We start from the raw sequence: 21,550 nt of genomic DNA, 5'->3' as shown, positions 1-21,550 counted from the left end.
ATTACAAAGCAAAGGATGCCCCTTATTGCTCAGGGCATCCAAAATGAAGTGAATAATCTATTTAATTTGATCTTTCCTTACTTCACCGGAAATAGGTACAATAATATCCTGTATTCCCGTAACCTTGGCTGGTAAAGCTTGATTTACGGACTTCCCGCTTCCTACTTTGCCATAGGTAACACTACGATCCACACGTTCTTGTAAAAAATAATATTGAGTTTTATCTTCTGGTGGTCGTTTCCCTTTTTCTTTCGTATACTTCCCTGAATCTTCTTCTACACCTTCCCAAACTAGGTGTTTCACATCATCTTTAATTTCATAATAAGTAAGTAAGTTTCCAACAACATAATAATATCTCAATGCCTCCCCTTCAGGGAAGATAAACTGATAATAAACACCCTCCTCGGTATTATCAAGCGTATTTTCATCCTTAGAAGGAAGGTCTACCGCAATTTTACGTGCCGCCACCAAGTCCGTACCTTGATATAGCTTATTATATTTTTCTACTTGGTCAGCACTTCGAATAATGATAGTGTTCTTCTCCGATTTCCATTCCACCTCTGCTTTAAAGGCTTCGCTGATAAAGCGCAAAGGCACAACAACGCGATTCTTGTTCAATTGGGCAGGCACATCCAAAGTGAGTGTTTTTTCTCCATATGAAGCTTCTTTTTGACCGATCGTAAGTACAAGCTTTTCTTTCACCCCAGGAGCATTGACAGTCACCGTCTTCTGGTCAGCGTTCCAGACTAAATTGAGCTTTAGCGGCTTCAAAGAAGCCAAAGAAACCATTGTTCTCCCAGCCATGGAAACGGGTGGAGCATCTGAATTAACCACCTCACTGTTGATCACCAATTGAATAGACGGTGCAGCAGAAAGCGGAATAGCAAATGTTAAGAGCATACCTAAAGTAAATAAAGATGAAAGAAAGATTTTCTTCATACCTAACCAACCTCCAATAATTTGTAATTACACTAAATTATAAACGTTTCAAGCAAGAAAAAGTTTTGTTTTTTCAAAAAAACATATTGCGTAACGTAACGCTATATAATATAATGAAAACACGGTAAGCGTTTGTTGCAGAATGATTGATGAGTGCCGGGAAGCACCTCATTCTGTTCCCCTCCAAGCTCCTTAACCATAAATTAAAATTTTAGGAGGAATACTATCATGGCAGCTTTTGAATATGCTAAATTCGCAAAAGTTCACCCTACTTCTGGTAGATACACCAATACAGGTTTTCAGGCACGCGTAGCTTTACCGTCATCCAAATCACTCCCACAAGGAGGATCATACATTAATACCTATTGTGGTATGGCCGGATTTGAGTGTGGTGTTTCGGTTAAATACGCTCCTGATTTCTATGATTCCAGAACTGGAACCTATCAATGGCACTGGTTCGCAAATGGTCCTGAAGGACCATTTGATGGTCCAATGAAACAATATCGAGATGGCGATTCGGTCCATATTAAGCTGGTGCGCCTGGATGATGGGCACGTGCAATTTATCGTGAACGGCACTGAGAAATTTACTTCTGCAAAAACTTATGGCGCGAGCTCTTACAGAACGGATGATACTTGCGCTCGCTATATCATTGGAACTGAAATAACACGTTGGGATGCCCGGCCGTCTAGTCTTCCGAAATGGAATCTGTCCTTTTCGAGACTTCAAATTTCTGAAATGATGTTCAAAAACGCGGGTGGCTCTTGGATTAACGTAAATTCAGGAAACGCGGTAGCAAATTTGGCCCATACTCCATTGGGTGTATCTACTCCTTCACCAGTAGATTTCAACGGTGTCAGCAATGAATTGTCAAATGGGCGATATGCTGTTTCCATGAGTCTATAATAGATACAAGCTTCAGAAAATAGCGATTCGTTACCTAACAATCACTATTTTTGAAAGCAGGTGCTAATATGGAAAATCTGGATCTGTGGGTAAACTTAATTAGCAATGTGGGATTTCCAATTGTCATTGCCATTCTCCTTTTAAGAAATTTAATGAGCAGCATCCAAGAGCGCCTAGATGAATTGAACAAAACCATGAACGAATTATTGGAAACGATAAAAAAACAAAATAAGTAAATGAAATGAAAATAACTCCATATAATTATGGAGTTATTTTCATAATAATTCATCTTAGAAATTAAAACCTTTGGAAAAAATACACGTTTAATAGGGTATTAAAGATTATTGAACGAAAACGCATGTTCGCATATAATGAAATAGGTTGCAAAAAGATACACAAATTTCTATATTATATTGCGTTATTGTACGTAGCGTAATATAATTAAAAAAAGAACATACGAGGGGGAAATCACTAACAATGGATTACATTTCTCTCAATGAGAGCTTTTCTTCACTACAAGAATTACCACCTTCTCCGTTATTACTACATGTGCATGAAATCCTTAACACTGAGGATGCAGACACCAAGATCGCTATAAATATTGCTGACAAACCGAATTTTTTCAGTTTACTTCTAGTAACAACCAATGCAAAAGAAAACTATTGGAATGCGCACCTTTTTTATATGGATCAGGTAGAAAGAAATAATAACCTGTATCGTTACCATACCTTCTCCATCAACGAGAGCATATACCTACATAACTGCCTGTCCGAACTCTTCAAAGGGCATTAAAAAAGCAGGACTCAATTAGAGTCCTGCTTTGCCCCTTTCACTCTTTGGTATTCCTCTTCAATAATTCTAGTCAATAGCTCTGTAGCGGTAATTCCCAATTTTTTAGCGGTCTCTGCCAATTCCTTTTTGATATATGCCGGAACATCATAGTGGAATTTCACTTTATTTCCATAAGCCATTGGTTACCCCTCCTATCTTCATTCAGTCATTATTCATCACTTCCTGATATTTCTGATCAATAAGGCGAATTAACAATTGAGTAGCTGAGGTATCCTGTAGATCGGCGCACTCGATGAGCTTTTCTTTCACTTCCGGGGCAAACTCATAGGGCAGTTTGAGCTTTGGCTCGGACATCCGCCCCCCCATACTTTTTTCAACTTGGACGGCTTTCTTAATCATCAGTTCGAGAGAATCTTTTTCCGCATCATCAAATTCAGTATATTTTAAAAGAACTCTGGATAAGTAGGATTTTAAAGCTTTCTGATTATTCTCATTTAACGCAATGGTTACGGTATCATCTTGTATGTCCAACTCGCAATCAAAGTTGTTTCCAAACAAATTGATATTATATTTCACAATTACACTCCTTTTTCAAACATTAAATTTTTGTTACTTATAATATACTTTGTTTCGTTATGTTACGCAATATTTTTAATGAAAATATAGTACAACAATTGGTATTTCCATATTAACTTGCCACCTATTTTCGTATCAAGAGACATCTACATGAAAAAAGAACCTCACTGACGCCGAGGTTCTTTTTTCCAATTTGTCTAATACAGATACTCATTTCAGGTTCATCAGAGTGGCCCGGAGGATTCTCAAATTGTCGTGTTACCGCAATCATCATGCCCAGGCTTTTACGCATCACTCCAGGCATTCCTTAAATTTAATGTTCGTTAACCGAGGATGAGGATGTACCTGCTCCCTGCTCCTGCTTCAATTGGGCTTCATGCGGAGCCCCGGACTTGCGGTCGAATGTAATCGGTCCTTTACGGTTAACGAGCCGTTTCAAATCGACGGTCATTTCATTTTTCAACTTATCAATGAGCTGTTCCTCTTTGATTCCTTTATTTTGGGCGATATCGACCAACGATTTCCCTTGTCCCAGCTCATTCTCTAACCGGGCAGGAGTGATACCCAGAAGCTTGGCGACCTTCTCATTCAAATGATGATTCCAGCCGCCAGGTCCTCTGCCGTGTCCATGTCTGTGAACATGCCCTTGTCGATGACAGTCCTGTCGCTCCGTATTCTGTTGACGTACTTCTCCTTGAATGGAGCCCTTGGGAGTAACAGCTTGCAACTGGTGGCCCAGTTCTATACCGGAAGCTCCTGCCGCACCCGCACTACCGTACATCATCACCCCTCCATATAGGATAGCAGCGGTCAATTTCCATTGATTTTTCATGATGCAGACCCTTCTTTCGTCCTTTTTCATATTATATTTTCTCCTTCTGCTTTTTTTTATTCACTCTACAGATTTTCGTAAAATCCTTAATGTAAAAATAACAAAATGTTGAAAATTGCAATCTGTTTTATAATGGCGGGTAACAACTAGATATCGCTATAAAATTATCTATAAGAGATGCAGGTGATAGCGATGGAATGGTATTTTGCATACAAAGATGAATTGGAAATTGTTTTCCGTCAAGCGGAAGAACGGACAGCCGCGTTTCCTGCTCCATTTCAGAGTCAGGGCTTGGACTATCTGGCCCGTTTTAATCCGTTAAGGGAAGACAGCACGCGTAACTACATATGCTATTTGCTTCCGTTCTGGCTGCAGGAGCTCACCGGGCTGGCTCCCGAAATTTGCCGTAAGCTGTCACTCGGCAACGTGTTCGTCATGGCTCATTATTTGATTCAGGACGATGTGATGGATACAGCAGCAGACAACCGCAAAACGCAACTCGCCTTAAGCCAATTGTTCTATACCGAATGTTTGGACGTATACCGGGACCTTTTTCTCGCATCCTCTCCTTTTTGGACGTATGCCCGAACGTATATCGGTGAATGGGCCGTTAGTGTGACATCTGAGGGAACAAAGGACTTTTTTCAGGGGGAACGACATCAGGTGGCGCTGAAAGCCAGTCCGTTAAAAATGGCTGGCACGGGTGCTTTGCTGCTCGCAGGGCGGGCCGATCTGATCCAAGCCATTACAGACATGACGGATACAGCGTTGGTTGTACTTCAAATGTCGGATGACTGGGCCGACTGGGCGGAGGACTTGGAGGAAAATAGCTACAACTGCCTTTTGTCCCATATCAGCGCCGAGCAGAAGACAGCTTATCGGGAAGGACTGAGACCGGAGCAGATTCGAGAGGCGATTTATGTACGCGGGGCGCTTGCCAGTTACGTGAGCATTGCTGATCTAGCAGTCCAGCAGTTGGAAAATCTGGAGCCTGACATCCCTGGCCTGCGTATGTTCACACGTTCTATCTCAGAAGAACTGGGTGAAGAGGCGGCAGAAATTGAAGCCGGACGTTCGCATTTGCGAAGAGGCGGACTAGATTTTTGGCTCTCCAAAAATATGAAATAATGCTAGATTTTTACGAGACTTTCGTGGTATACTGACTAGGTAAATATAACCAATTGAATGAGAGGGTGATTTTTGATGGCTACTGAAGTTCTTCAAACACAAGTCATTCAAAAAGCGTGGGAGGATGCCAGTTTTAGAGAAAAACTGATGACAGATCCCAAGTCTGCAATCCGTGATGTGTTAGGAGTCGTTATCCCCGATCATATCCAAATCAAAACATTAGAGGAAACACCCGATCAATTTTATCTGGTCATCCCTCCAGATCCTTCAGGTGTACTCGCTTCATCTCAGAAACCACGCTCCATGTGGTAAATTTCTTTTTGTAGTTTACTGGTTTTATATCCTTAAACACCATGCGGGTGGGCTCAGCAAGCTTCCTTCTGTTTTCCCTAGCACAAAAAGCCGGATACTATCCGGCTACGGGGAAGCGGATGGTTGCTTCTGTTCCCACTCCTTTTGCACTTGTAAAAGATATCTTGCCGTTCATCGTTTCAATAATCCGAAAGGTCACCATCATACCCAAACCTGTGCCTTTGGTCTTATTGGAAAAGTAAGGCTCACCCAGTCTGGATAAGGTCTGCGCATCCATTCCTTCGCCATTATCCCGAATATGAATAACAGCTTCTCCGTTCTCCACATAAGCCCATATATGAATATGCCCCTGATCTCGCAACGCTTCAATGCTGTTTTTAATAATGTTGATGAACGCCTGCTTGAACTTGGAGGAATTCCCGCGAACTTTGATTTCCTGGGGAATATCCAAAGAAATTTTGCCGCCTTGCAAATTAGCCATCGGACTGATGATTCCTTCAATATGCTTAAATTCATCTACGATGGACAACGTTTTGGTATGCTCAAATTCAGGTTTGGCAAATGTCAGAAAATCGGTGATAATCCCGGAAGCACGATCCAGCTCTTCCAGCGCAATATGCAGATAGTCTTTATTTTTTCCATCCTCCTGCTTGCTCATCAACTGGAGAAATCCACGGGTAACCTGAAGCGGATTACGTACCTCATGAGCTACAGATGCAGCCAGATCACTAATAATCTCCATTTTCTCCGAACGCTGAAGCTCATTATTGAACATCTCTAGCTCTCTGGAATACCGAACCACCTGCTTATGCTTTTCTGCCAGCCTTCTGCCCAAAATCGCAATCAGCGCCAGCACAAAGCCGAACACGCCCCATTTCCACAAAAACATATTGTAGTGTCCGTCCCTGAAAAAGAACCAGGTCAGTTCACCGATGGAAATGACTGCGAAAAAAGCAAAGCCTATCGATAAAATGATCGCTTCGTAATCTCCCTTAAGCGCCATGCGAATCGAAGCAAATACCAGCAATACAAGGAGTGCCACGAGTAAAATACACAGGATGGTTACACTGAAAAAATAATATACATCGTTTAACCGCTCCTGTGCCCCTAAATTCACAATCATCATCGTAAAGCAGAACAAGGAGTATGCGGTTAGCAATTTTCGAAACTTGCGGATGAGTAGGATCGAATTGATATTTTGTTCAAAAAAGTAAGCTAACGAGGGCAGCAGAATAAACAACCCTACATCAAAAAGCTGTAAATAGAACTTGCCGTAGCTGCGATAGAACGTATACAGGAAGGGCGAATACGTCACGATCATCAGACCAATAGACAGCACAATTGCGCTTAGGGACAGCCACATTGCCATGCTTGGACGGAACAGAAAAAATGAGCAGATCAGCAGCACCAGAGCTATAAATATAAAGGTACTGCCCAGTACGATATCCAGAACATCCATTCTGACCAAGGTCCCCAGCAACTCACGATAATCACCAGTCATCACATTTCCAATAATGCCCAGTCTGTTCTTGCTGCTTTCCGTCCATATGTATAATGTTTTACCGCTGTCTTCCGGTTTAAGCGGGATCAGAATACGATTATTTTCATAATTGTACCCGCGATAGGACTCGTAAAAATTGATGCCGTCCTTATACAGCGTAATATGTCTGCCATAAATATTTTCAAAAAGCACCGCCGGCGTTTCATCAATCAGCGATGGCAGCCGAATACGAATCCAGGCAGAGCCGGTATTCGCGGGCTGCTTGGGCAACTGTGAATCATCACTAATATGCATCCACTCTTTGCTTGGGTCCCGCACCTCATCAAGTGATCCATCCTCCCCTACCACTCCCCATCTCATATCCCAGGAGGGTATCCGATATTGCATTTCAGGGGTCGTTTTGGCTGCATAGGCGGGTAGGTCTATCGACAACAGTATTACAATGACCGCCAGCAGGGCGGCGACAGCTTTGGGCACAAGCCTCATGTTAAGCACCTCAAAGTTACATAGTAGGATTTACAAAATTGTATGTGTTTTATCATTTTTCAACGTCCTGGAATAATATTATTCTATACGATGATGTTCATACCTTCTTCATAAGAAGGGTATCATGTTCTTTTTAATCATTTTTTGTCAAATATTCATATTGATTGATGATCATTTCCTGTTCACGTGGCCCCATCTGTTCTCTGAGGCCAATCCATGGTTCGCACTCTTCATCCTCATATATCGTCCAATTATCCGAAAATAAATAATCGCGTATTTCTACCATTCCAATTCCTATCCCTCCATGTCCTCTTTATCATATCACAGCAGTTACGGAAAAAAACGTTAAATGGGAATGGCAACATCCCAATTTCGCATGATTTTAACCTCGTACAGACACACTAACTCAAGGTTTAATCGTTCTGCCGTTTGGGTAAGGTCGGAATAAGCAATAAACTAACAAAGGAGCTGGAGTACGATGGCAAACCGAGATCATAAAAATGATGAGCTTCATGACAACGATTTTGATCCTTCCCTGCAAAATGCAGAAACGAATTGGGAAAACCTCACCGAAGGACCGGATACTCCACTGGAAAACGTTCCCGATGCCGATGATTTATCCCCGGACAGCCCTATTGACCCTTCTGCACCAGCGGAATTTCTACATGGCACGGATTTACTGAATGGTGCCGATGGGAATGACGATGACGAACGGTTACCGAGCCTTTCCAAAGGGTAATGAAGTATATATAACCGAAAGGAGTTGAAGTCCGTTATGTATAAAGATCCTATGTCTCAGGCGGATATGGCGTATAAACGTTACAAAGCCTTGAATCCTGTGGAAGAGGATGACCGCAGGTCTGCGGACAAGTCAAATACAGATAATACCGAACAACATCTTGTCGAAGACATTCCGCGAGGCGTCGCATCGGCAAAGCCCGTACCCAAGGACCAAGCATGATCAGGGAACACATATGGAAGGTAAAAAGGGTGTCTCCGCAAGCCAGACAGATGATGAATGAATGGCTGGCTTGGAGCACCCTTTTTCTATTCGTATTTTTACAAAGGCAGCAGCGCTATCGTTGAATGGGCTTCCAATCCCTCGACCATTTCATTCCATGCCACAGGCTTATTCGGTAACACCGTGTAGTAGCGACGCAGAAAGGCAGACACTAGCGCTGCGCTCACCTCGTTCACGCTGTCATCCTCGGGCATAAAGCCCAAATTCAGCCCTTCTACAGCGACGCCATCGTTATTCCAGGATGGATGTACATAGTCCAGATCCAATCGTTTGTAGCCTAGATGAGACAGTACCTCACGCCGTACGTACGGGTCCATCGGCTTGACGCCGCCAAAGGCATGATCATTGCCACGATAAGGATCATAAATTTCCGCAAACATCCCCTGCAACCGCTGTCCGCTGGCCTGAGCAAGCGTATGCAAATCAGCCTGACGATGCTTCCAAAGGAAACGGCCAATACCGAGTCCCGGCTGTCCAATGATCGTAAAGTCCGTCATGGCTACATTAAAATCCTCGTAGTAGCGATATTCGGTTGCACCGACCACCTTTTGGTCCTGTACGGCGACAAAGACACGGATGCCCGGGTCTTCCAAAGGTTCTTTCCACAGACTATACTCCAGCACTTCCTCCGGTGGGAATACCTCCTGCATTAACTGATGCATGCTCGCAAATAGCGGGTCTTCTATATGGATAATGCGATGATATTCCATATGGGCATGCTCCTTTTAATTTAGTGATGTAGTGATTTAGTGGTCGGTATGAAACGGATTGCGCCATTCCATCAAGGCCGCATAATTACGCGATTGTTCATCATCCAAATAATCAGGCATGATACAAACAGGCACCCGCCCGCAACGAAGCAGGAACGTTAACACCGGGTCCTTGAGCTCGCCGGAAACCACAGCATCTACATACGCTTCTGCGCTTAACAGGTCGGCATGATGCTGATACCCAGGCATGCGTCCCGCGCCTAACAAACGATCCAGTCCACGTTCAATGACAAGATGGTATAAGGAAAAAATCAACCACTTGCCCAGCCCCAGTCTACGATAAGCGGGGCGAACGGCCAAGTCAATCACATACAGCGCGTTACCATCCTCACGGTGGGTACGGATGTAACCGTCGTCTGCGACTTCCTCCCATGTATGCCGGGGATGTTCGGGATTATAATACATCAACAGACTGGTCACCGAACCCGCCAGTTCCCCCTCAATTTCCACGCACAACGCTCCATCTGCAAAATGCTCAACCTGACTGGCAATCTGCTCCCGGCTCCACAACAGCTCCTGCGGATAGGGCGGCGGAAAGCTCTCCTGCTGAATACGCAGTAGCCCCTCATAATCGGCTATGGAATAATTACGGATGACCGCCCGCAGCGGACGATCTCCGTCAAAGACAAACCATTCTTTGCGATACATGACGCCCTTCCCTTCGTTAGCTCCAGTCTGTGTACAAATCCGTACGGCGGTCACGCCATGTGGTCACTGATCCGCGCTCGCGCACATCATACAACAGTTGCAAATCAAGATCCGCGGTGACAATCATATCGTTGTTTAACTCACCTTCTACCATAATGCCGCGTGGCGGAAATGGAATATCATTCGGTGTAATGACTGCCGCCTGTCCATAGTTGGCCCGCATAAAATCAACCGTAGGCAAAGCTCCTACCGTACCTGTCAAAACGACATACACCTGATTTTCAACCGCTCTGGCGTGGCTTGTATACCGTACCCGGTAAAAACCATGGCGATCATCCGTACAGGATGGACAGAAGATGATATCTGCTCCCTTTGCCTTCGCCATGCGTACGATTTCGGGAAATTCAATATCATAGCAAGTCAGCATCGCTATTTTACCCTTGGATGTCTCAAACACATTTAGCCCCTCGCCGGGAGCCATATTCCATTCATGCACCTCAGTGGGTGTGATGTGAATTTTGTCCTGAGTGACTACACGTCCGTCCGGATAAAACAAGTGCGCCGTATTATATAAACGTCCGTTTCGTTGCACCACATGGGTACCGCCGATAATATGCATCCCGGTCCGGCGGGCGAATGAAGTGAATAATTCAAGATAGCGATCTGTAAAATCCGGCAGGTCGTTAATGGTCAGGGCCTTGCCTTGACTGTCACCAATCGACATGAGCTGGGTCGTAAAAAACTCGGGAAACAGAACAAATTCCGCACCAAATTCCTCGGCTGTTTTGATATAATGCTCCGATTGAAGGGCAAATTCTTCGAACGAATCAATCGTATGCAGATGGTATTGAACCGCCGATACTCTGATTTTGCTCATAATTCCTCCTTGTACATAACGTCTTTTAGATGGCAAGGGGATTCCCGTTGCTGTTCACATTATACCCGATTCAAAACCGGGCGAGAACCGAACCTGACAAACAGGTCTTGCCTTCTGCACCTACTTTGTTTAAAATAAGGTCAACTCTTTTGAATCACATGAACAAAGACATGGACGGAGACAAGTAAACGTCTACTCGGATTTCCACAGAAAGGTACGAATTGCTGAGAGCGTACCGAAATCCCGCGTTGAAATTCACTCCCGAGTCGAGCCTTGAACCAGCATAAGATTCATTTCTTATCTGCATTAGAGGTTTCCGGAGGCCCCCGTTACGGGCATCAAGCTCAGAAGTTGCTACTGTCGGCTGGAATGACGTTGACGACTTGTATGTATACTTCTGTAATTAGGGTGGTACCACGGCATTCGTCCCTTACGGCGAGTGCCTTTTTGTGTTATTTTCTAAAAAAAGGTCTATGGATTGACAGAAAAAACAATTTTTATTCGTGAAAGGATGTTATTGTATGTCGACAAATGAAAATTCTTTGGAGCTGTTGCGGGAACAGCTCGATGCTACCAACCTGCAATTACTGGAACTGCTGTCCCAACGCGCTGAACTGGCAGGACAACTTGGTAAATTAAAAGAAGCTCAAGGGGTGCCTGATTTTGATCCGGTGCGCGAGCAACAAATGCTCGACAAGCTGATCGCCGCGAACCGAGGACCGTTCGACGACGCTACGATCCGCCAGCTGTTCAAGAATATTTTCAAGGCTTCGCTGAACTACCAAAAAGAAGAACACAAAAAGCATCTGATCGTCAGCCGCAAAAATCAGCCGGATAGCACGGTCATCAAGGTTAAGGACACACTCGTTGGTGGCAAAGCCTCCGTTATGGTTGCAGGTCCCTGCTCGGTGGAAAGCTACCAGCAAACCCGTGAAGTCGGGGAAGCTCTGAAAGAAGCGGGCGTTCCGATTCTTCGTGGTGGCGCGTTCAAGCCGCGTACGTCTCCGTATGATTTCCAGGGACTGGGCGTTGAGGGTCTGCAAATTCTCAAACGCGTAGGCGATGAGCTGGGACTGGCTACAATCAGTGAGATCGTCGACCCAAGACATTTGGAAGAAGCGATCCAATACATTGACATCATTCAAATTGGTGCACGTAACATGCATAACTTCGAGCTGCTCAAAGCTGCCGGCGAAACAAGAACTCCGATCCTGCTCAAACGCGGACTTGCAGCTACAATGGAAGAATTCCTTCACGCTGCGGAATACATCGTTTCCCGTGGCAATACGCAAGTAATGCTGATCGAACGCGGTATTCGTACGTATGAGAAATGGACTCGCAACACGCTGGACATTTCCGCCGTGCCGATTTTGAAAAAGGAAAGCCATCTGCCTGTTTTGGTTGACGTAACCCACTCCACAGGTCGTAAGGACATCCTGGCCCCTTGTGCCAAGGCCGCACTTGCTGCTGGAGCTGACGGTATCATGGTGGAAGTCCATCCGAACCCGGCAGTCGCTTTGTCTGATGCCCAGCAACAACTGAATATTCCTGAATTCCACAACTTCCTGTCCGAAGTAAAAGAATCGGGTTTGTTCAAAGTGAAATAAATCGCTTTCATTTTTTCGGATTATGATGTAACATCTAATCAGGATTGTGACTGATAATGCAGGCAAAACCTAGATACATGTATGCTCAATTTCTTTTTGAAGCATAATGTATTTAGGTTTTTTTTATACCTAAAATTAGATATAAAACCATCAATGTATATACAGTCTTAATCCTAAAGAACATCATGCTAACGTTCAGGAAGGGGAAAAGAAAATGAGAGAAAGAAAAGGGTTAAACGTTTTTCTATTAGGTATGATATGTATTTTGATCATCAGTGGTTGCAGCGCCGGAAAAGCTCCTGCTGCTGCAAAGGATGAAAAAGCTGCTCCAGCAAAAGAACAAGTGGACAATAAAGTAGAAGCTAAAGCGACGAAGGCTAGAACAGTCATTACGACCGATGGAGAAGTCGATGATATGAATTCGGTTATTCGCTTCCTCCTCTACTCCAATGAAATGGACTTGTCCGGTATCGTACTGACCAGTTCCGTGTACCATTATGCAGGTGATGAAAAAGCAGGCATAAAACCATTCAGATGGACTGGAACTGAGTGGGTAACGGATATGATCAATGCTTATGGGGAGATTTACCCTAATCTAACGAAGCAGGCCGAAGGATATCCAAAGCCTGAATATATTAAAAGCGTTACCAAGATAGGCAATATTTCATACAAAGGTGAGATGGACAAAGAAACAGAAGGATCTAACTTCCTTAAAAATCTCTTCCTGGATGATGACAAAAGAGATTTATATGTACAAACCTGGGGTGGCACAAATACGACAGCCAGAGCTTTAAAATCCATTGAGGACGAATACAAAAATACAGCCCAATGGGCTGATATCCAAAAAAAGGTGAGCGATAAGCTCGTTCTTTATATCATTTTGGATCAGGATGACAGCTACAATAAGTACATCGCAAAAAATTGGCCGGAAATCAGAATTATCAATGATCAATCTAACTTCTGGCATTTTGCATACGCTTGGAAAATGCACACGGAAGAAGTAAACAGCAAGTTACACGGGGATTGGAATTTCAAGAATATCCAAAATGGTCACGGCGAATTGCTCGATATGTATGCTTTGATGGGCGATGGCAAGATGATTCCAGGTGAATTGGCTGAAGAACAAAGAGGCAGTGAGGCTTATTTAAAGAAAAATCCACAATATGATAAATATGATTTTATCTCTGAAGGAGACTCTCCATCATTCTTCTATCTGATTGATAACGGTCTGCGGAGTATGGAAAACCCAACCTATGGTGGCTGGGGAGGTCGTTTCGGTGTTGTTAACGATAAATTATTCAGAAATACCGTGTTAGACTATGATGTTTATACGAAAAAATTTGAAGCGGAATATTCTCTGATGAGATGGTTTGATGATATTCAAAATGACTTTGCAGCTCGTGCAGACTGGGCTATTGCATCCGACTATAAAGATGCCAATCATAATCCAACTTTAAGCATAAAAGAAGGATTAGATGTAACAGCTAGTCCCGGGGAGAAAATAACACTGCATGCAGAAGGATCAGATCCGGACGGCGATCAATTAACCTATAAATGGTGGAGATATTTTGAAGCCGATACGTATGAAGATTCTAAAGTAAAACCCGCTGAAGTGAAGCCTGAAATGCTGGGTAACATGCAGCTTGGACTTCATAGAGAAGTTGCCAAGGGTGAGAAACTAAATACGATTGACTTGCAAGGCAACGATACAAATACGGTAAGCTTTACAGTTCCTACAGATGCCAAGTCTGGAAATACGATTCATATTATCGCAGAAGTACAAGACAATGGAAAGCATCAGCTAAAACATTACCAACGTGTGATTGTAACTGTAAAATAACGGACAGAACGTCCAATAAAAAAGGCTCACGGAATTAACACTCCATGGGCCTTTTATTTATGCATTTTGGACCATCGCATACTCGTCTAAGCCTTCTTTTCAGGTAAAGGGACATAATATCCCTTGCCATTCGGACCCATCGCGAATTTATTGCGAAGATGGATAAGATTAGGGCCGAATTTGGCTTCCAACTCTTCACGAAACTCATACATGATTTCCATAATATAAACATCATGAATAATCACTTCAGTAATCGGCATCACAAGCCCCGGATGCATCGTCCATGCAGCACGGCTATCATCCCCGAGTGAAAGTATACCAGCCACAACCTCCCGGTCATCTACGCTGAGTACAATCCACCGCCCACCAATTTCGGACGTAATCTCTTCACTCATATCATGGTGGTAAATGGTGGCGAATTCAAAGTTAAGATCTCCATACGCTACAATGAAAATCTCAACTCCTTCCTGGGCGACTTGCTCTAAAGCAGCTCTGAACACCTCGGCATCCTCTTTCCAAATTTCCATTAGGATACGGTGCTTGGCTCCCTTAATCCCTTCACTTATGCGACTAATAATGGCTTCATAACCCGATATATTCCAAATATTCTCTCTGTTTTGGGACGATGCCGTATACTGCTCCAAAGTCTCTTGCGCTACATTGAAAATCTGCTCTGCTTTGCGTTTTCTCTGGGCAATCAATTCATGGGGAGGAAGTGGCACATATAGCGGTGTATTATCTTGACTTACCATAATGTCCCCACGATTAACCATCCCTGATAATACCTCATAAATTTTGGATCTTGGCACTCCGGAATTCAATGACACGGCGTATCCCGAAAGTGGAGAGCTTTCCAACAAGGTTACATAAGCTTTAGCTTCATATTCCGTAAAATTCAGATCCCGCAGAATTTCTAACACATTTGGCTTCATGACGCATTCTCCTCAAATTCATGTTCAACCTTACTATATCACTTCCCCTTGACAAAAACTGATATACGCACTATCTTTTTATGAGTAGTTACTAAGGTAGCTACTCAAGTAACTACTCATATTTCATTTGATATGAGATCATGTCAGGGAGGATTTCACTTGAACAAAGTCATAGCTATCCACAGCAACAGCAACCGTATCTATTACAGTGCTACGATTCTGGCCCTGCTGATTTGGAGCACATCGTTTATTGCCACAAAAGCGGCGTATACTACGTTCCCCCCTCTTACGTTGGGACTATCCAGATTTATGATAGCCTCCGCCGTGTTGGGTATTGTTTTGCTTATAAGAAAGGAATTTGTCAAAATTAAGCCAAAGGATTTAGCTATGATTGCATTTAGCGGTGTGTTGGGAATCACTCTTTATTTTTCGATGGAGAATATAGGAGTAAGCCTGACTACAGCTTCCAACGCAGCATTGATTGTCGCCTCCTATCCTGCGATCACATCGTTGCTTGAACTCATTATATATAAAGTGAAAATGTCCAAATTTAAAATCTACGGGATTGCACTGGCTATGATCGGGGTATATTTTTTGACTTCGGTGGGCGGAAGTTCGGATGGAAAGAATGAACTGATCGGAAATCTAATATTGATTGGAACTGGTTTTGCGTGGGCATTCTATACTTTCATGACACGCAAGGTTGTGGACAAATACCCGCCCGTGACTTTATCTTTTTATCAAACTGTGGCAGGCAGCATCTTCTTTATACCTCTGGCACTCATTGAAAAAGATAGCTGGCAAGCTCCAACATCCATTTCGTTTATGTTGTTAATATATCTGGGCGTGTTCTGCTCAGTTATTGCATTTTTGCTTTATAATTACGGTCTCATAAAGCTGTCACCGAGCAGCTCCGTTTCCTTAATGAATTTAGTGCCGATATTTGGAGTATTATTCTCAGTTCTATTGTTGCAAGAAACCATTTCATGGAGACAAATCATTGGCGGTTTGGTCGTTATTATAGGCGTCCTACTAAGTGCACAGCAATCGAGCAGCAAATAACAGGATGAATGAGTCGGTTGCATTTAGGCAGTCGGCTTTTTTTCTTTCATATAAAAATGGTGGTTATATTGATTAATGAGCTTGTCCAGAATCATAGATTGTCTGAGCACGCTGGCGTGACTGAAACCATGTTTTGCTTGCAATGCATAAAGCTTTTGTCGAGCTTTCTCCAACCGTTGACGCAAAATGTCGTCCCTAACCATTACATAACCCTCCTTGTTGTATCCTTAGTTTAGAGGGTTATGAATAAGTTTACTAAAAGTAAAGGTTTGGGATAATTATCTATAATCAAACAAAAAAAGACCTGCTACGAAAGCGGGTCTACAAGGCTAAAGCTAATTACTATAAGGGTCAAAAAATTTCCGGATTAAATATGCTCTATTATGAATTGGATTGGACTTTTCCAAACAGCTTAGCAAAAATTTAAAACCATCTGAAAACGTCCCTCTACGCAAATAGTAGATCGCCAATTCTGTTGTAAAATGAGTAAAACGCTCTGATATAAATCGTTCAGTATATACACCTGCACTTTGTTTTTGCTCCAAAACGGATAAAATCTCCACCTCAAACCGCTTGAGTATATCATCTACATTCAAATGATATCGATTAGCCGCGTCAATGATATTATCTATTGCGGGAAGAATTTCTTCTTTCTTTGAAGAAAAATAAGCAACATAATCTGGGAGTACACTTGCATCGCCTGACATAAGTTTATTAACGTAAGTATTTACCACTGCCCACTCTTCATACTGACTTTTTCACTTCAAGGTCGTTTCATCCGTTTCCTCTACCCAACTTAAATTCGCGTAAGTATTGATATTCTGAAGTGCCTGCTTATAATCTTTTTTTTCCTCCCAAGCCTCTCCACGAAGTAAATGTGAATACGCCCAGTAAGCAAATGGAGGAAAGCTCGGCTTCTTTCGTTTTTTTCTTTCCATTTTGCCTCTGGCGTCGGTTCAGATTATATTGGATCTCAGCCAAATTTCCTAAAACTTCAGCGAATTTGTTTACTTTGTCCCACTTATGCAATGAGCGATATGTATTCACTAAATCTTTTAAAGCATCTAGCTGGTCAATTTCATCAAGTCTATCAACGTAAGATTCAAATTGGACAGCAGCTTCATAATTTCTCTGCTGATCGCCTCCTTGCCGTGTCTTGAACAAACGATATTGGCAAATGGCCAAACGTTCCGAATGCTGTTTTTTCTCAGTTAAAGCCACATTTTCGTAAAGTATGGCTGCCGCCTCATTCATGCCTTCATTAAATAATTCCTCGGCAAGTTCAAATAGAGGCTCGGAATATCCTAGCTTATCCAATAACATATCCACAACCTGCCGAATGCAGTCCAGCTTGTTCAATTTAGCACAATTATATAAAAATGGACTCATTCTGCGCCAATTAGGGGTGGAATCGGTTAAATACTCCTCAATGTATCTTTCATAGAAATAACCAACGGGGTGCCCCATCGCTTCTGTAATTCGATCCAATTGGTCGACCGAAAACGTACGATTTCCATACCAAACTGCTCACAGTACCTGGATTCATTCCTGATATTCTAGCCAGCTCGGTAATATTTAAACTATTTTCCTTCATGTGCTTATTCATCTCTGCAAGTATTGTGGTTGTATTAGACAAAATAAACCACCCCTTTAAAGTTAACTATTTAGGATTTAGTTAATTTGAATGAGGACCATTACAATCAAATAATAGAACTAGAAATAATTATGCCAACTTTTGGTATCGATATATATAACTTTCAATAGATTCACTAAGTATAATCCACTGTTCTCATTTCGGAGATATTCTTTTCACTCGTATTATGGCACTAGATTGTAGCGAAATAAAAGTTACCTAACAGCAAATAGAGCGATGCAAAACATTCCAAGACCTACTGAAAGAGCAGGTCTTGGAATGGAGCATTTTTAATACCGAGAATAATCAAAATCCTCCATGATGTCCTGTGGGTTCGAAAGTAGATCCCTTCCCTTGATATAGGTAAGGAGTAATTACTACCATCAATAACGCAAAGCTAGTCACCAATAAGGTTAAAACCATTTTATTCTTCATCTTCGTCCACCTCGTTAATCAAATTTCGATAAGCTGCCTTTGCCTCAGAGGATGCATTTTCTCTAAAAGACTCAAACAGTCTCATACATTTGATTATATAAGCTTTATTATTAATCACAGTAGATTTTTCCAAACAACTTAACAAAAATGTAAAACCATTCAAAAACATACCTTTACGCAAATAGTAAATGGACAATTCACTTGAAAAATGAGTAAAGCGTTCTGAAATGAATTGTTGATTGTACACGCCCACCCCATTTTGTTGCTCCAGAAGAGATAGAATCTGCACTTCAAATCGCTTGAGCAGATCATCTACATTCATGTTATAACGATTTGCCGCCTCAATGATGTTATCTAATGCGGGGAGAACTTCTTCTTCCTTTGTAGAAAAATAAGCTACATAATCGGAGAGTACGCTTACATCGCCTGACATAAGCCTGTTTACATACGTATTGACCTCCGACCACTCCTTAAACCGATTCTTCCACTTCAGGGTCGTTTCATCCGTTTCCTTTACCCAACTTACATCAGCGTAAGTGTTAATATGTAGGAGTGCCTGCTCATAGTCCTTTCTTGCGTCACAAACTTCTGCACGAAGTAAATATGAAACTCCCCAGTATACAAATAGAGGGTAAAACGGCTTTTTTGTATTCTCTTTCTGTGCATTTTGCTGCTGGCTTTCCAGCTTATATTGGATTTCAGCTAAATTCCCCAAAATTTTAGCGAATTTGTTTACTTTGTCCCACTTACGCAATGAGCGATATGTATTCACTAAATCTTTTAACGCATCTAGCTGATCAATTTCATCAAGCCGATCGACGTAAGTCTCAAACTGAACAGCAGCCTCATAATTTTTCTCTTGGTCATCGCCTTGCCTCGTTACGAACAGACGATACTGACAAATAGCCAAACGTTCGGAATACTGCTTTTTCTCAGTTAGGGCCACATTCTCATAAAGTATAGCTGCCGCTTCATTCATACCGTCCTTGAAAAATTCCTCGGCAAGTTCAAATAAGGGATCGGAATATCCCAACTTATCCAATAACATATCCACAACTTGCTGAATACAGTCCAGCTTGCTCAATTTTGCGCAATTATACAAAAAAGGACTCATTCTACGCCAGTTCGGGTTGGAATCTGCCAAATATTCGTCTATATACCGCTCGTAATAATAGCCGACAGGGTGTCCCATCACTTCTGTTATTCGATCCAACTGATAGACTGAAAACTTACGGTTTCCATTGACGATACTACTCACCGTGCCGGGATTCATCTTGGATTCTCTGGCTAAATCGCTAATGTTCAAACCATTTTCATTCATGTACTTCATCATCTCTGCGAGTATCGTGGTTGTATTGGACAAAATAAACCACCCCTTTAAAGTTAACTTTTTAGGATATCGACCAATATGAATGAAAACTATGACAAATAAATAATAGTATAGTTTTCCGCAAGTAATCATACCATCTTCTGGAATGCTTTCATATACCTTCAATAGAGTTACTTTGCAAACTAAACTATTGAAAAAGGCTCATGGAGGTCAAGCTCCACGGGCCCTTTGTTAATGCACATCGAACAGTTATCTATACTCCACCTATCCGGCAGGATGAACATCCCGATCCGTTGCGTTATTTTGGGCAGAGGCATGGAAAATCTCTCTTCCCTTCGCCCATAACAGCAATGCCGCCACCAGCAACATTCCACCGTTCAACACAAAGATCCAGCGGATCGGTATCCAGCTACCAAGCAAGCCGCCAATTAGCGGCCCCGCCATCATCGCCAGTTGTGTCGCTGACTGATTCAAGCTAAAGGCTCGTCCGCGAAACTCCGGTTTGGTAACCTCCACAGTCATCGCATTGATAGCTGGAATGACAGACGCATAAAACAATCCATAGCCGAACCGAAGCGCACCAAAGCCGATAAAATTCGATACAAAAAATTGCAGGATATTCCCGATACCTGAACCAATCAGCCCGATCAACAGTACTTGTGCAAATCCAATCCTGCCACCAATCCGTCCCCAGCGGGGAGCCATCAGCACAGCCGCAATACCTACAGCCGAGAATACAATTCCGGAGCTTAAAGACGCTCGACTACGGTCAATTCCCATTTCCAGAACATACACCGTAATTAGCGGCTCCAGGATCATGACGGAAAAGGTACTTAATCCTGCCAGTATGAGCAAAAAGTACAACGGCCGATTAGCAATAGCCTCCTTGATATCGTCACGAACATGCGAGCGGGTACTGGTTCCCTTGAAGTTATCCTCTCTAGCGGCAAAGGTCGCAATTAGCGCAGAGACCAGCACAAGCCCCGCAGAGAACAAAAAGGCATTTCGATTGCCATAATAATGGCTTACCACTCCGCCAATCAACGGACCTATGATACTGCCCGTCGCCCCGGAGGTTGCCATAATGCCGAGTGCATAACCCGTTTTATCCTCAGGCGAACCCGTTCCGACCAATGCGATGGCAGCAGGAATAAACCCGGAGAGCAGGCCCTGAAACAGCCGTACCCCTACGAACACATACGGATCAGTTACAAAGGCACATACCAAATACAACACCGCCAGACTAAAGCCTGAGCGAATCAGCATCGGCTTCCGTCCGTACTTATCTGCGAGCGAGCCCCAAAACGGAGCAATCAGAGCACTAGCTAAAAAGGTAACCCCGAAGGCGATCCCCGCCCACAGCTCCAGATGATCGGTCACACCCATTTCCGTATTCAGAAAAATAGGTAAAAACGGAATGGAAACGGAATAGGCCATGCTGCAAAAAAATACACCGATCCACAAAACGACCAGGTTACGCTTCCAATAAAGATGCATGATGCTACACGTCCCTTCTTCTCATTCCATTATTAACATCTAAATTAGAAAAGTCCACAGCAAACCTCACCCTTCAGCCGTGGAACAACCATGCAGAAGCTGATATAATTGAATGGAATGGAGTTGATGACATGGCTAAAAAAAGAAATTCGTCTTCCCCCGCTCCTGCGGCTCAGGACAAACCTGCAACGTTAAAGGATTTGTTGAGTCAGGACGTACTGAATAAGCTCAAGGCTCAGGCCAATGAAGCCCAGGCAGAGCAGGATAAACGTAAGGAAGACGAACGGCAGCGTGCCCTCGAAGCAAGAAAAGCAGAGCAGAAGAAGTTGGACAACAACTTCGAGCATCTGTTGAATAACAGCAATTTGGACTGGCACAAATATAAATAAGCCAAAACCACCCCGGTTTTGGCCTATCTCCACGCTT

The 21,550-nt window shown here is 43.0% G+C and carries 25 protein-coding genes and 1 other annotated feature; of the genes, 10 read left to right on the top strand and 15 right to left on the bottom strand.

Translation table 11 applies throughout. The features are described 5' to 3' along the window. Nucleotides 1-57 precede the first annotated feature (57 nt). Nucleotides 58-939, bottom strand: a complete 882-nt coding sequence (locus HPL003_RS13200) for a copper amine oxidase N-terminal domain-containing protein (RefSeq protein WP_014280165.1) — start codon at nt 937-939, stop codon at nt 58-60. A 228-nt stretch (nt 940-1,167) separates the two neighbouring features. Between HPL003_RS13200 and HPL003_RS13195 the strand changes: the two genes are divergently transcribed. Further along, nucleotides 1,168-1,845: a hypothetical protein gene (locus HPL003_RS13195; RefSeq protein WP_014280164.1), complete on the top strand. Its 678-nt coding sequence runs from the start codon at nt 1,168-1,170 to the stop codon at nt 1,843-1,845. A 68-nt stretch (nt 1,846-1,913) separates the two neighbouring features. Continuing rightward, nucleotides 1,914-2,081, top strand: a complete 168-nt coding sequence (locus tag HPL003_RS29220; protein WP_014280163.1) for a hypothetical protein — start codon at nt 1,914-1,916, stop codon at nt 2,079-2,081. 567 nt (nt 2,082-2,648) lie between these two features. Here HPL003_RS29220 and HPL003_RS29215 read toward each other — a convergent pair. The 3 genes from HPL003_RS29215 to HPL003_RS13180 all read right to left on the bottom strand — a co-directional run bounded on the left by HPL003_RS29215 (nt 2,649) and on the right by HPL003_RS13180 (nt 4,045). Next, nucleotides 2,649-2,816 (bottom strand): hypothetical protein, encoded by a 168-nt coding sequence (locus HPL003_RS29215; protein ID WP_014280161.1) that lies wholly within the window; start codon nt 2,814-2,816, stop codon nt 2,649-2,651. A 22-nt stretch (nt 2,817-2,838) separates the two neighbouring features. Then, the gene (locus HPL003_RS13185) at nt 2,839-3,213 is read right to left on the bottom strand and encodes a hypothetical protein (RefSeq protein WP_014280160.1); all 375 of its coding nucleotides are present in this window, start codon (nt 3,211-3,213) and stop codon (nt 2,839-2,841) included. 313 nt (nt 3,214-3,526) lie between these two features. Next, complete coding sequence (locus tag HPL003_RS13180; RefSeq protein WP_043922683.1) at nt 3,527-4,045, bottom strand: hypothetical protein; 519 nt, start codon at nt 4,043-4,045, stop codon at nt 3,527-3,529. Nucleotides 4,046-4,237: 192 nt separating this feature from the next. Between HPL003_RS13180 and HPL003_RS13175 the strand changes: the two genes are divergently transcribed. Both HPL003_RS13175 and HPL003_RS13170 read left to right on the top strand, forming a co-directional pair. Further along, nucleotides 4,238-5,173, top strand: a complete 936-nt coding sequence (locus HPL003_RS13175) for a class 1 isoprenoid biosynthesis enzyme (RefSeq protein ID WP_014280158.1) — start codon at nt 4,238-4,240, stop codon at nt 5,171-5,173. 75 nt (nt 5,174-5,248) lie between these two features. Beyond that, complete coding sequence (locus tag HPL003_RS13170; protein ID WP_014280157.1) at nt 5,249-5,485, top strand: NHLP leader peptide family RiPP precursor; 237 nt, start codon at nt 5,249-5,251, stop codon at nt 5,483-5,485. 97 nt (nt 5,486-5,582) lie between these two features. Here the strand turns inward: HPL003_RS13170 and HPL003_RS13165 are convergent, their stop codons facing one another. Both HPL003_RS13165 and HPL003_RS29210 read right to left on the bottom strand, forming a co-directional pair. Beyond that, a complete protein-coding gene (locus tag HPL003_RS13165) occupies nt 5,583-7,472 on the bottom strand; it encodes a sensor histidine kinase (RefSeq protein ID WP_014280156.1) in 1,890 nt (629 codons plus the stop codon). Nucleotides 7,473-7,605: 133 nt separating this feature from the next. After that, the gene (locus HPL003_RS29210; protein WP_014280155.1) at nt 7,606-7,758 is read right to left on the bottom strand and encodes a hypothetical protein; all 153 of its coding nucleotides are present in this window, start codon (nt 7,756-7,758) and stop codon (nt 7,606-7,608) included. Between the two features lie 192 nt (nt 7,759-7,950). Between HPL003_RS29210 and HPL003_RS13160 the strand changes: the two genes are divergently transcribed. Further along, nucleotides 7,951-8,211 carry a hypothetical protein gene (locus tag HPL003_RS13160; protein WP_014280154.1) on the top strand — a complete coding sequence of 87 codons (261 nt, stop codon included), beginning with the start codon at nt 7,951-7,953 and terminating at the stop codon, nt 8,209-8,211. A gap of 36 nt (nt 8,212-8,247) precedes the next feature. Then, nucleotides 8,248-8,433 carry a hypothetical protein gene (locus HPL003_RS13155; protein ID WP_014280153.1) on the top strand — a complete coding sequence of 62 codons (186 nt, stop codon included), beginning with the start codon at nt 8,248-8,250 and terminating at the stop codon, nt 8,431-8,433. 98 nt (nt 8,434-8,531) lie between these two features. On the opposite strand, the gene HPL003_RS13150 is transcribed toward HPL003_RS13155, so the two are convergent. Genes HPL003_RS13150 through HPL003_RS13140 form a run of 3 tightly spaced genes read right to left on the bottom strand, consistent with a single transcriptional unit; the run spans nt 8,532 to nt 10,788 of the window. Next, nucleotides 8,532-9,203: a hypothetical protein gene (locus HPL003_RS13150; RefSeq protein WP_014280152.1), complete on the bottom strand. Its 672-nt coding sequence runs from the start codon at nt 9,201-9,203 to the stop codon at nt 8,532-8,534. A gap of 36 nt (nt 9,204-9,239) precedes the next feature. Further along, nucleotides 9,240-9,911 carry a GNAT family N-acetyltransferase gene (locus HPL003_RS13145; protein WP_014280151.1) on the bottom strand — a complete coding sequence of 224 codons (672 nt, stop codon included), beginning with the start codon at nt 9,909-9,911 and terminating at the stop codon, nt 9,240-9,242. Nucleotides 9,912-9,927: 16 nt separating this feature from the next. Further along, a complete protein-coding gene (locus HPL003_RS13140) occupies nt 9,928-10,788 on the bottom strand; it encodes a carbon-nitrogen hydrolase family protein (protein WP_014280150.1) in 861 nt (286 codons plus the stop codon). Nucleotides 10,789-10,950: 162 nt separating this feature from the next. After that, nucleotides 10,951-11,222: a binding site (T-box leader), on the top strand. 87 nt (nt 11,223-11,309) lie between these two features. Here HPL003_RS13140 and HPL003_RS13135 point away from each other — a divergent pair. Together HPL003_RS13135 and HPL003_RS13130 are read left to right on the top strand one after the other, a co-directional pair. After that, nucleotides 11,310-12,395: a bifunctional 3-deoxy-7-phosphoheptulonate synthase/chorismate mutase gene (locus HPL003_RS13135; protein ID WP_014280149.1), complete on the top strand. Its 1,086-nt coding sequence runs from the start codon at nt 11,310-11,312 to the stop codon at nt 12,393-12,395. Between the two features lie 214 nt (nt 12,396-12,609). Continuing rightward, nucleotides 12,610-14,235, top strand: a complete 1,626-nt coding sequence (locus tag HPL003_RS13130; protein WP_014280148.1) for a DUF1593 domain-containing protein — start codon at nt 12,610-12,612, stop codon at nt 14,233-14,235. Nucleotides 14,236-14,321: 86 nt separating this feature from the next. On the opposite strand, the gene HPL003_RS13125 is transcribed toward HPL003_RS13130, so the two are convergent. Next, nucleotides 14,322-15,167, bottom strand: coding sequence for a TrmB family transcriptional regulator (locus tag HPL003_RS13125; protein WP_014280147.1), 846 nt, complete (start codon nt 15,165-15,167; stop codon nt 14,322-14,324). Between the two features lie 159 nt (nt 15,168-15,326). Between HPL003_RS13125 and HPL003_RS13120 the strand changes: the two genes are divergently transcribed. Continuing rightward, the gene (locus tag HPL003_RS13120; RefSeq protein WP_014280146.1) at nt 15,327-16,229 is read left to right on the top strand and encodes a DMT family transporter; all 903 of its coding nucleotides are present in this window, start codon (nt 15,327-15,329) and stop codon (nt 16,227-16,229) included. Nucleotides 16,230-16,252: 23 nt separating this feature from the next. Here the strand turns inward: HPL003_RS13120 and HPL003_RS13115 are convergent, their stop codons facing one another. The 5 genes from HPL003_RS13115 to HPL003_RS13095 all read right to left on the bottom strand — a co-directional run bounded on the left by HPL003_RS13115 (nt 16,253) and on the right by HPL003_RS13095 (nt 21,124). Continuing rightward, on the bottom strand, nt 16,253-16,432 hold the full coding sequence (locus tag HPL003_RS13115) for an aspartyl-phosphate phosphatase Spo0E family protein (protein WP_014280145.1): 180 nt from the start codon (nt 16,430-16,432) through the stop codon (nt 16,253-16,255). A 132-nt stretch (nt 16,433-16,564) separates the two neighbouring features. Further along, complete coding sequence (locus HPL003_RS30335) at nt 16,565-16,963, bottom strand: hypothetical protein (protein WP_193372627.1); 399 nt, start codon at nt 16,961-16,963, stop codon at nt 16,565-16,567. Between the two features lie 100 nt (nt 16,964-17,063). Beyond that, on the bottom strand, nt 17,064-17,717 hold the full coding sequence (locus HPL003_RS30330) for a DNA-binding protein (protein ID WP_193372626.1): 654 nt from the start codon (nt 17,715-17,717) through the stop codon (nt 17,064-17,066). A 569-nt stretch (nt 17,718-18,286) separates the two neighbouring features. Beyond that, nucleotides 18,287-19,660 carry a helix-turn-helix domain-containing protein gene (locus HPL003_RS13100; protein WP_014280144.1) on the bottom strand — a complete coding sequence of 458 codons (1,374 nt, stop codon included), beginning with the start codon at nt 19,658-19,660 and terminating at the stop codon, nt 18,287-18,289. 231 nt (nt 19,661-19,891) lie between these two features. Beyond that, nucleotides 19,892-21,124 (bottom strand): MFS transporter, encoded by a 1,233-nt coding sequence (locus HPL003_RS13095; protein ID WP_014280143.1) that lies wholly within the window; start codon nt 21,122-21,124, stop codon nt 19,892-19,894. A gap of 131 nt (nt 21,125-21,255) precedes the next feature. On the opposite strand from HPL003_RS13095, the gene HPL003_RS13090 reads away from it, so the two are divergent. Next, on the top strand, nt 21,256-21,513 hold the full coding sequence (locus HPL003_RS13090) for a YqkE family protein (RefSeq protein WP_014280142.1): 258 nt from the start codon (nt 21,256-21,258) through the stop codon (nt 21,511-21,513). The last annotated feature ends 37 nt before the right edge of the window (nt 21,514-21,550 follow it).

Source organism: Paenibacillus terrae HPL-003 (genome assembly GCF_000235585.1).
Taxonomy (GTDB): Bacteria; Bacillota; Bacilli; order Paenibacillales; family Paenibacillaceae; genus Paenibacillus; species Paenibacillus terrae_B.
This window is presented reverse-complemented; position numbering and strand designations above follow the sequence as displayed.

What these genes read in the sequence shown, in the direction of transcription:
- HPL003_RS13160 (WP_014280154.1), top strand. Translation starts at nt 7,951, where the DNA reads ATGGCAAACCGAGATCATAAAAATGATGAGCTTCATGACAACGATTTT.
- HPL003_RS13090 (WP_014280142.1), top strand. Translation starts at nt 21,256, where the DNA reads ATGGCTAAAAAAAGAAATTCGTCTTCCCCCGCTCCTGCGGCTCAGGAC.
- HPL003_RS13135 (WP_014280149.1), top strand. Translation starts at nt 11,310, where the DNA reads ATGTCGACAAATGAAAATTCTTTGGAGCTGTTGCGGGAACAGCTCGAT.
- HPL003_RS29220 (WP_014280163.1), top strand. Translation starts at nt 1,914, where the DNA reads ATGGAAAATCTGGATCTGTGGGTAAACTTAATTAGCAATGTGGGATTT.
- HPL003_RS13165 (WP_014280156.1), bottom strand. Translation starts at nt 7,472, where the DNA reads ATGAGGCTTGTGCCCAAAGCTGTCGCCGCCCTGCTGGCGGTCATTGTA.
- HPL003_RS13125 (WP_014280147.1), bottom strand. Translation starts at nt 15,167, where the DNA reads ATGAAGCCAAATGTGTTAGAAATTCTGCGGGATCTGAATTTTACGGAA.
- HPL003_RS13170 (WP_014280157.1), top strand. Translation starts at nt 5,249, where the DNA reads ATGGCTACTGAAGTTCTTCAAACACAAGTCATTCAAAAAGCGTGGGAG.
- HPL003_RS13195 (WP_014280164.1), top strand. Translation starts at nt 1,168, where the DNA reads ATGGCAGCTTTTGAATATGCTAAATTCGCAAAAGTTCACCCTACTTCT.
- HPL003_RS13140 (WP_014280150.1), bottom strand. Translation starts at nt 10,788, where the DNA reads ATGAGCAAAATCAGAGTATCGGCGGTTCAATACCATCTGCATACGATT.
- HPL003_RS13095 (WP_014280143.1), bottom strand. Translation starts at nt 21,124, where the DNA reads ATGCATCTTTATTGGAAGCGTAACCTGGTCGTTTTGTGGATCGGTGTA.
- HPL003_RS13150 (WP_014280152.1), bottom strand. Translation starts at nt 9,203, where the DNA reads ATGGAATATCATCGCATTATCCATATAGAAGACCCGCTATTTGCGAGC.
- HPL003_RS13175 (WP_014280158.1), top strand. Translation starts at nt 4,238, where the DNA reads ATGGAATGGTATTTTGCATACAAAGATGAATTGGAAATTGTTTTCCGT.
- HPL003_RS13180 (WP_043922683.1), bottom strand. Translation starts at nt 4,045, where the DNA reads ATGAAAAATCAATGGAAATTGACCGCTGCTATCCTATATGGAGGGGTG.
- HPL003_RS13115 (WP_014280145.1), bottom strand. Translation starts at nt 16,432, where the DNA reads ATGGTTAGGGACGACATTTTGCGTCAACGGTTGGAGAAAGCTCGACAA.
- HPL003_RS13155 (WP_014280153.1), top strand. Translation starts at nt 8,248, where the DNA reads ATGTATAAAGATCCTATGTCTCAGGCGGATATGGCGTATAAACGTTAC.
- HPL003_RS13130 (WP_014280148.1), top strand. Translation starts at nt 12,610, where the DNA reads ATGAGAGAAAGAAAAGGGTTAAACGTTTTTCTATTAGGTATGATATGT.
- HPL003_RS29210 (WP_014280155.1), bottom strand. Translation starts at nt 7,758, where the DNA reads ATGGTAGAAATACGCGATTATTTATTTTCGGATAATTGGACGATATAT.
- HPL003_RS13200 (WP_014280165.1), bottom strand. Translation starts at nt 939, where the DNA reads ATGAAGAAAATCTTTCTTTCATCTTTATTTACTTTAGGTATGCTCTTA.
- HPL003_RS13145 (WP_014280151.1), bottom strand. Translation starts at nt 9,911, where the DNA reads ATGTATCGCAAAGAATGGTTTGTCTTTGACGGAGATCGTCCGCTGCGG.
- HPL003_RS29215 (WP_014280161.1), bottom strand. Translation starts at nt 2,816, where the DNA reads ATGGCTTATGGAAATAAAGTGAAATTCCACTATGATGTTCCGGCATAT.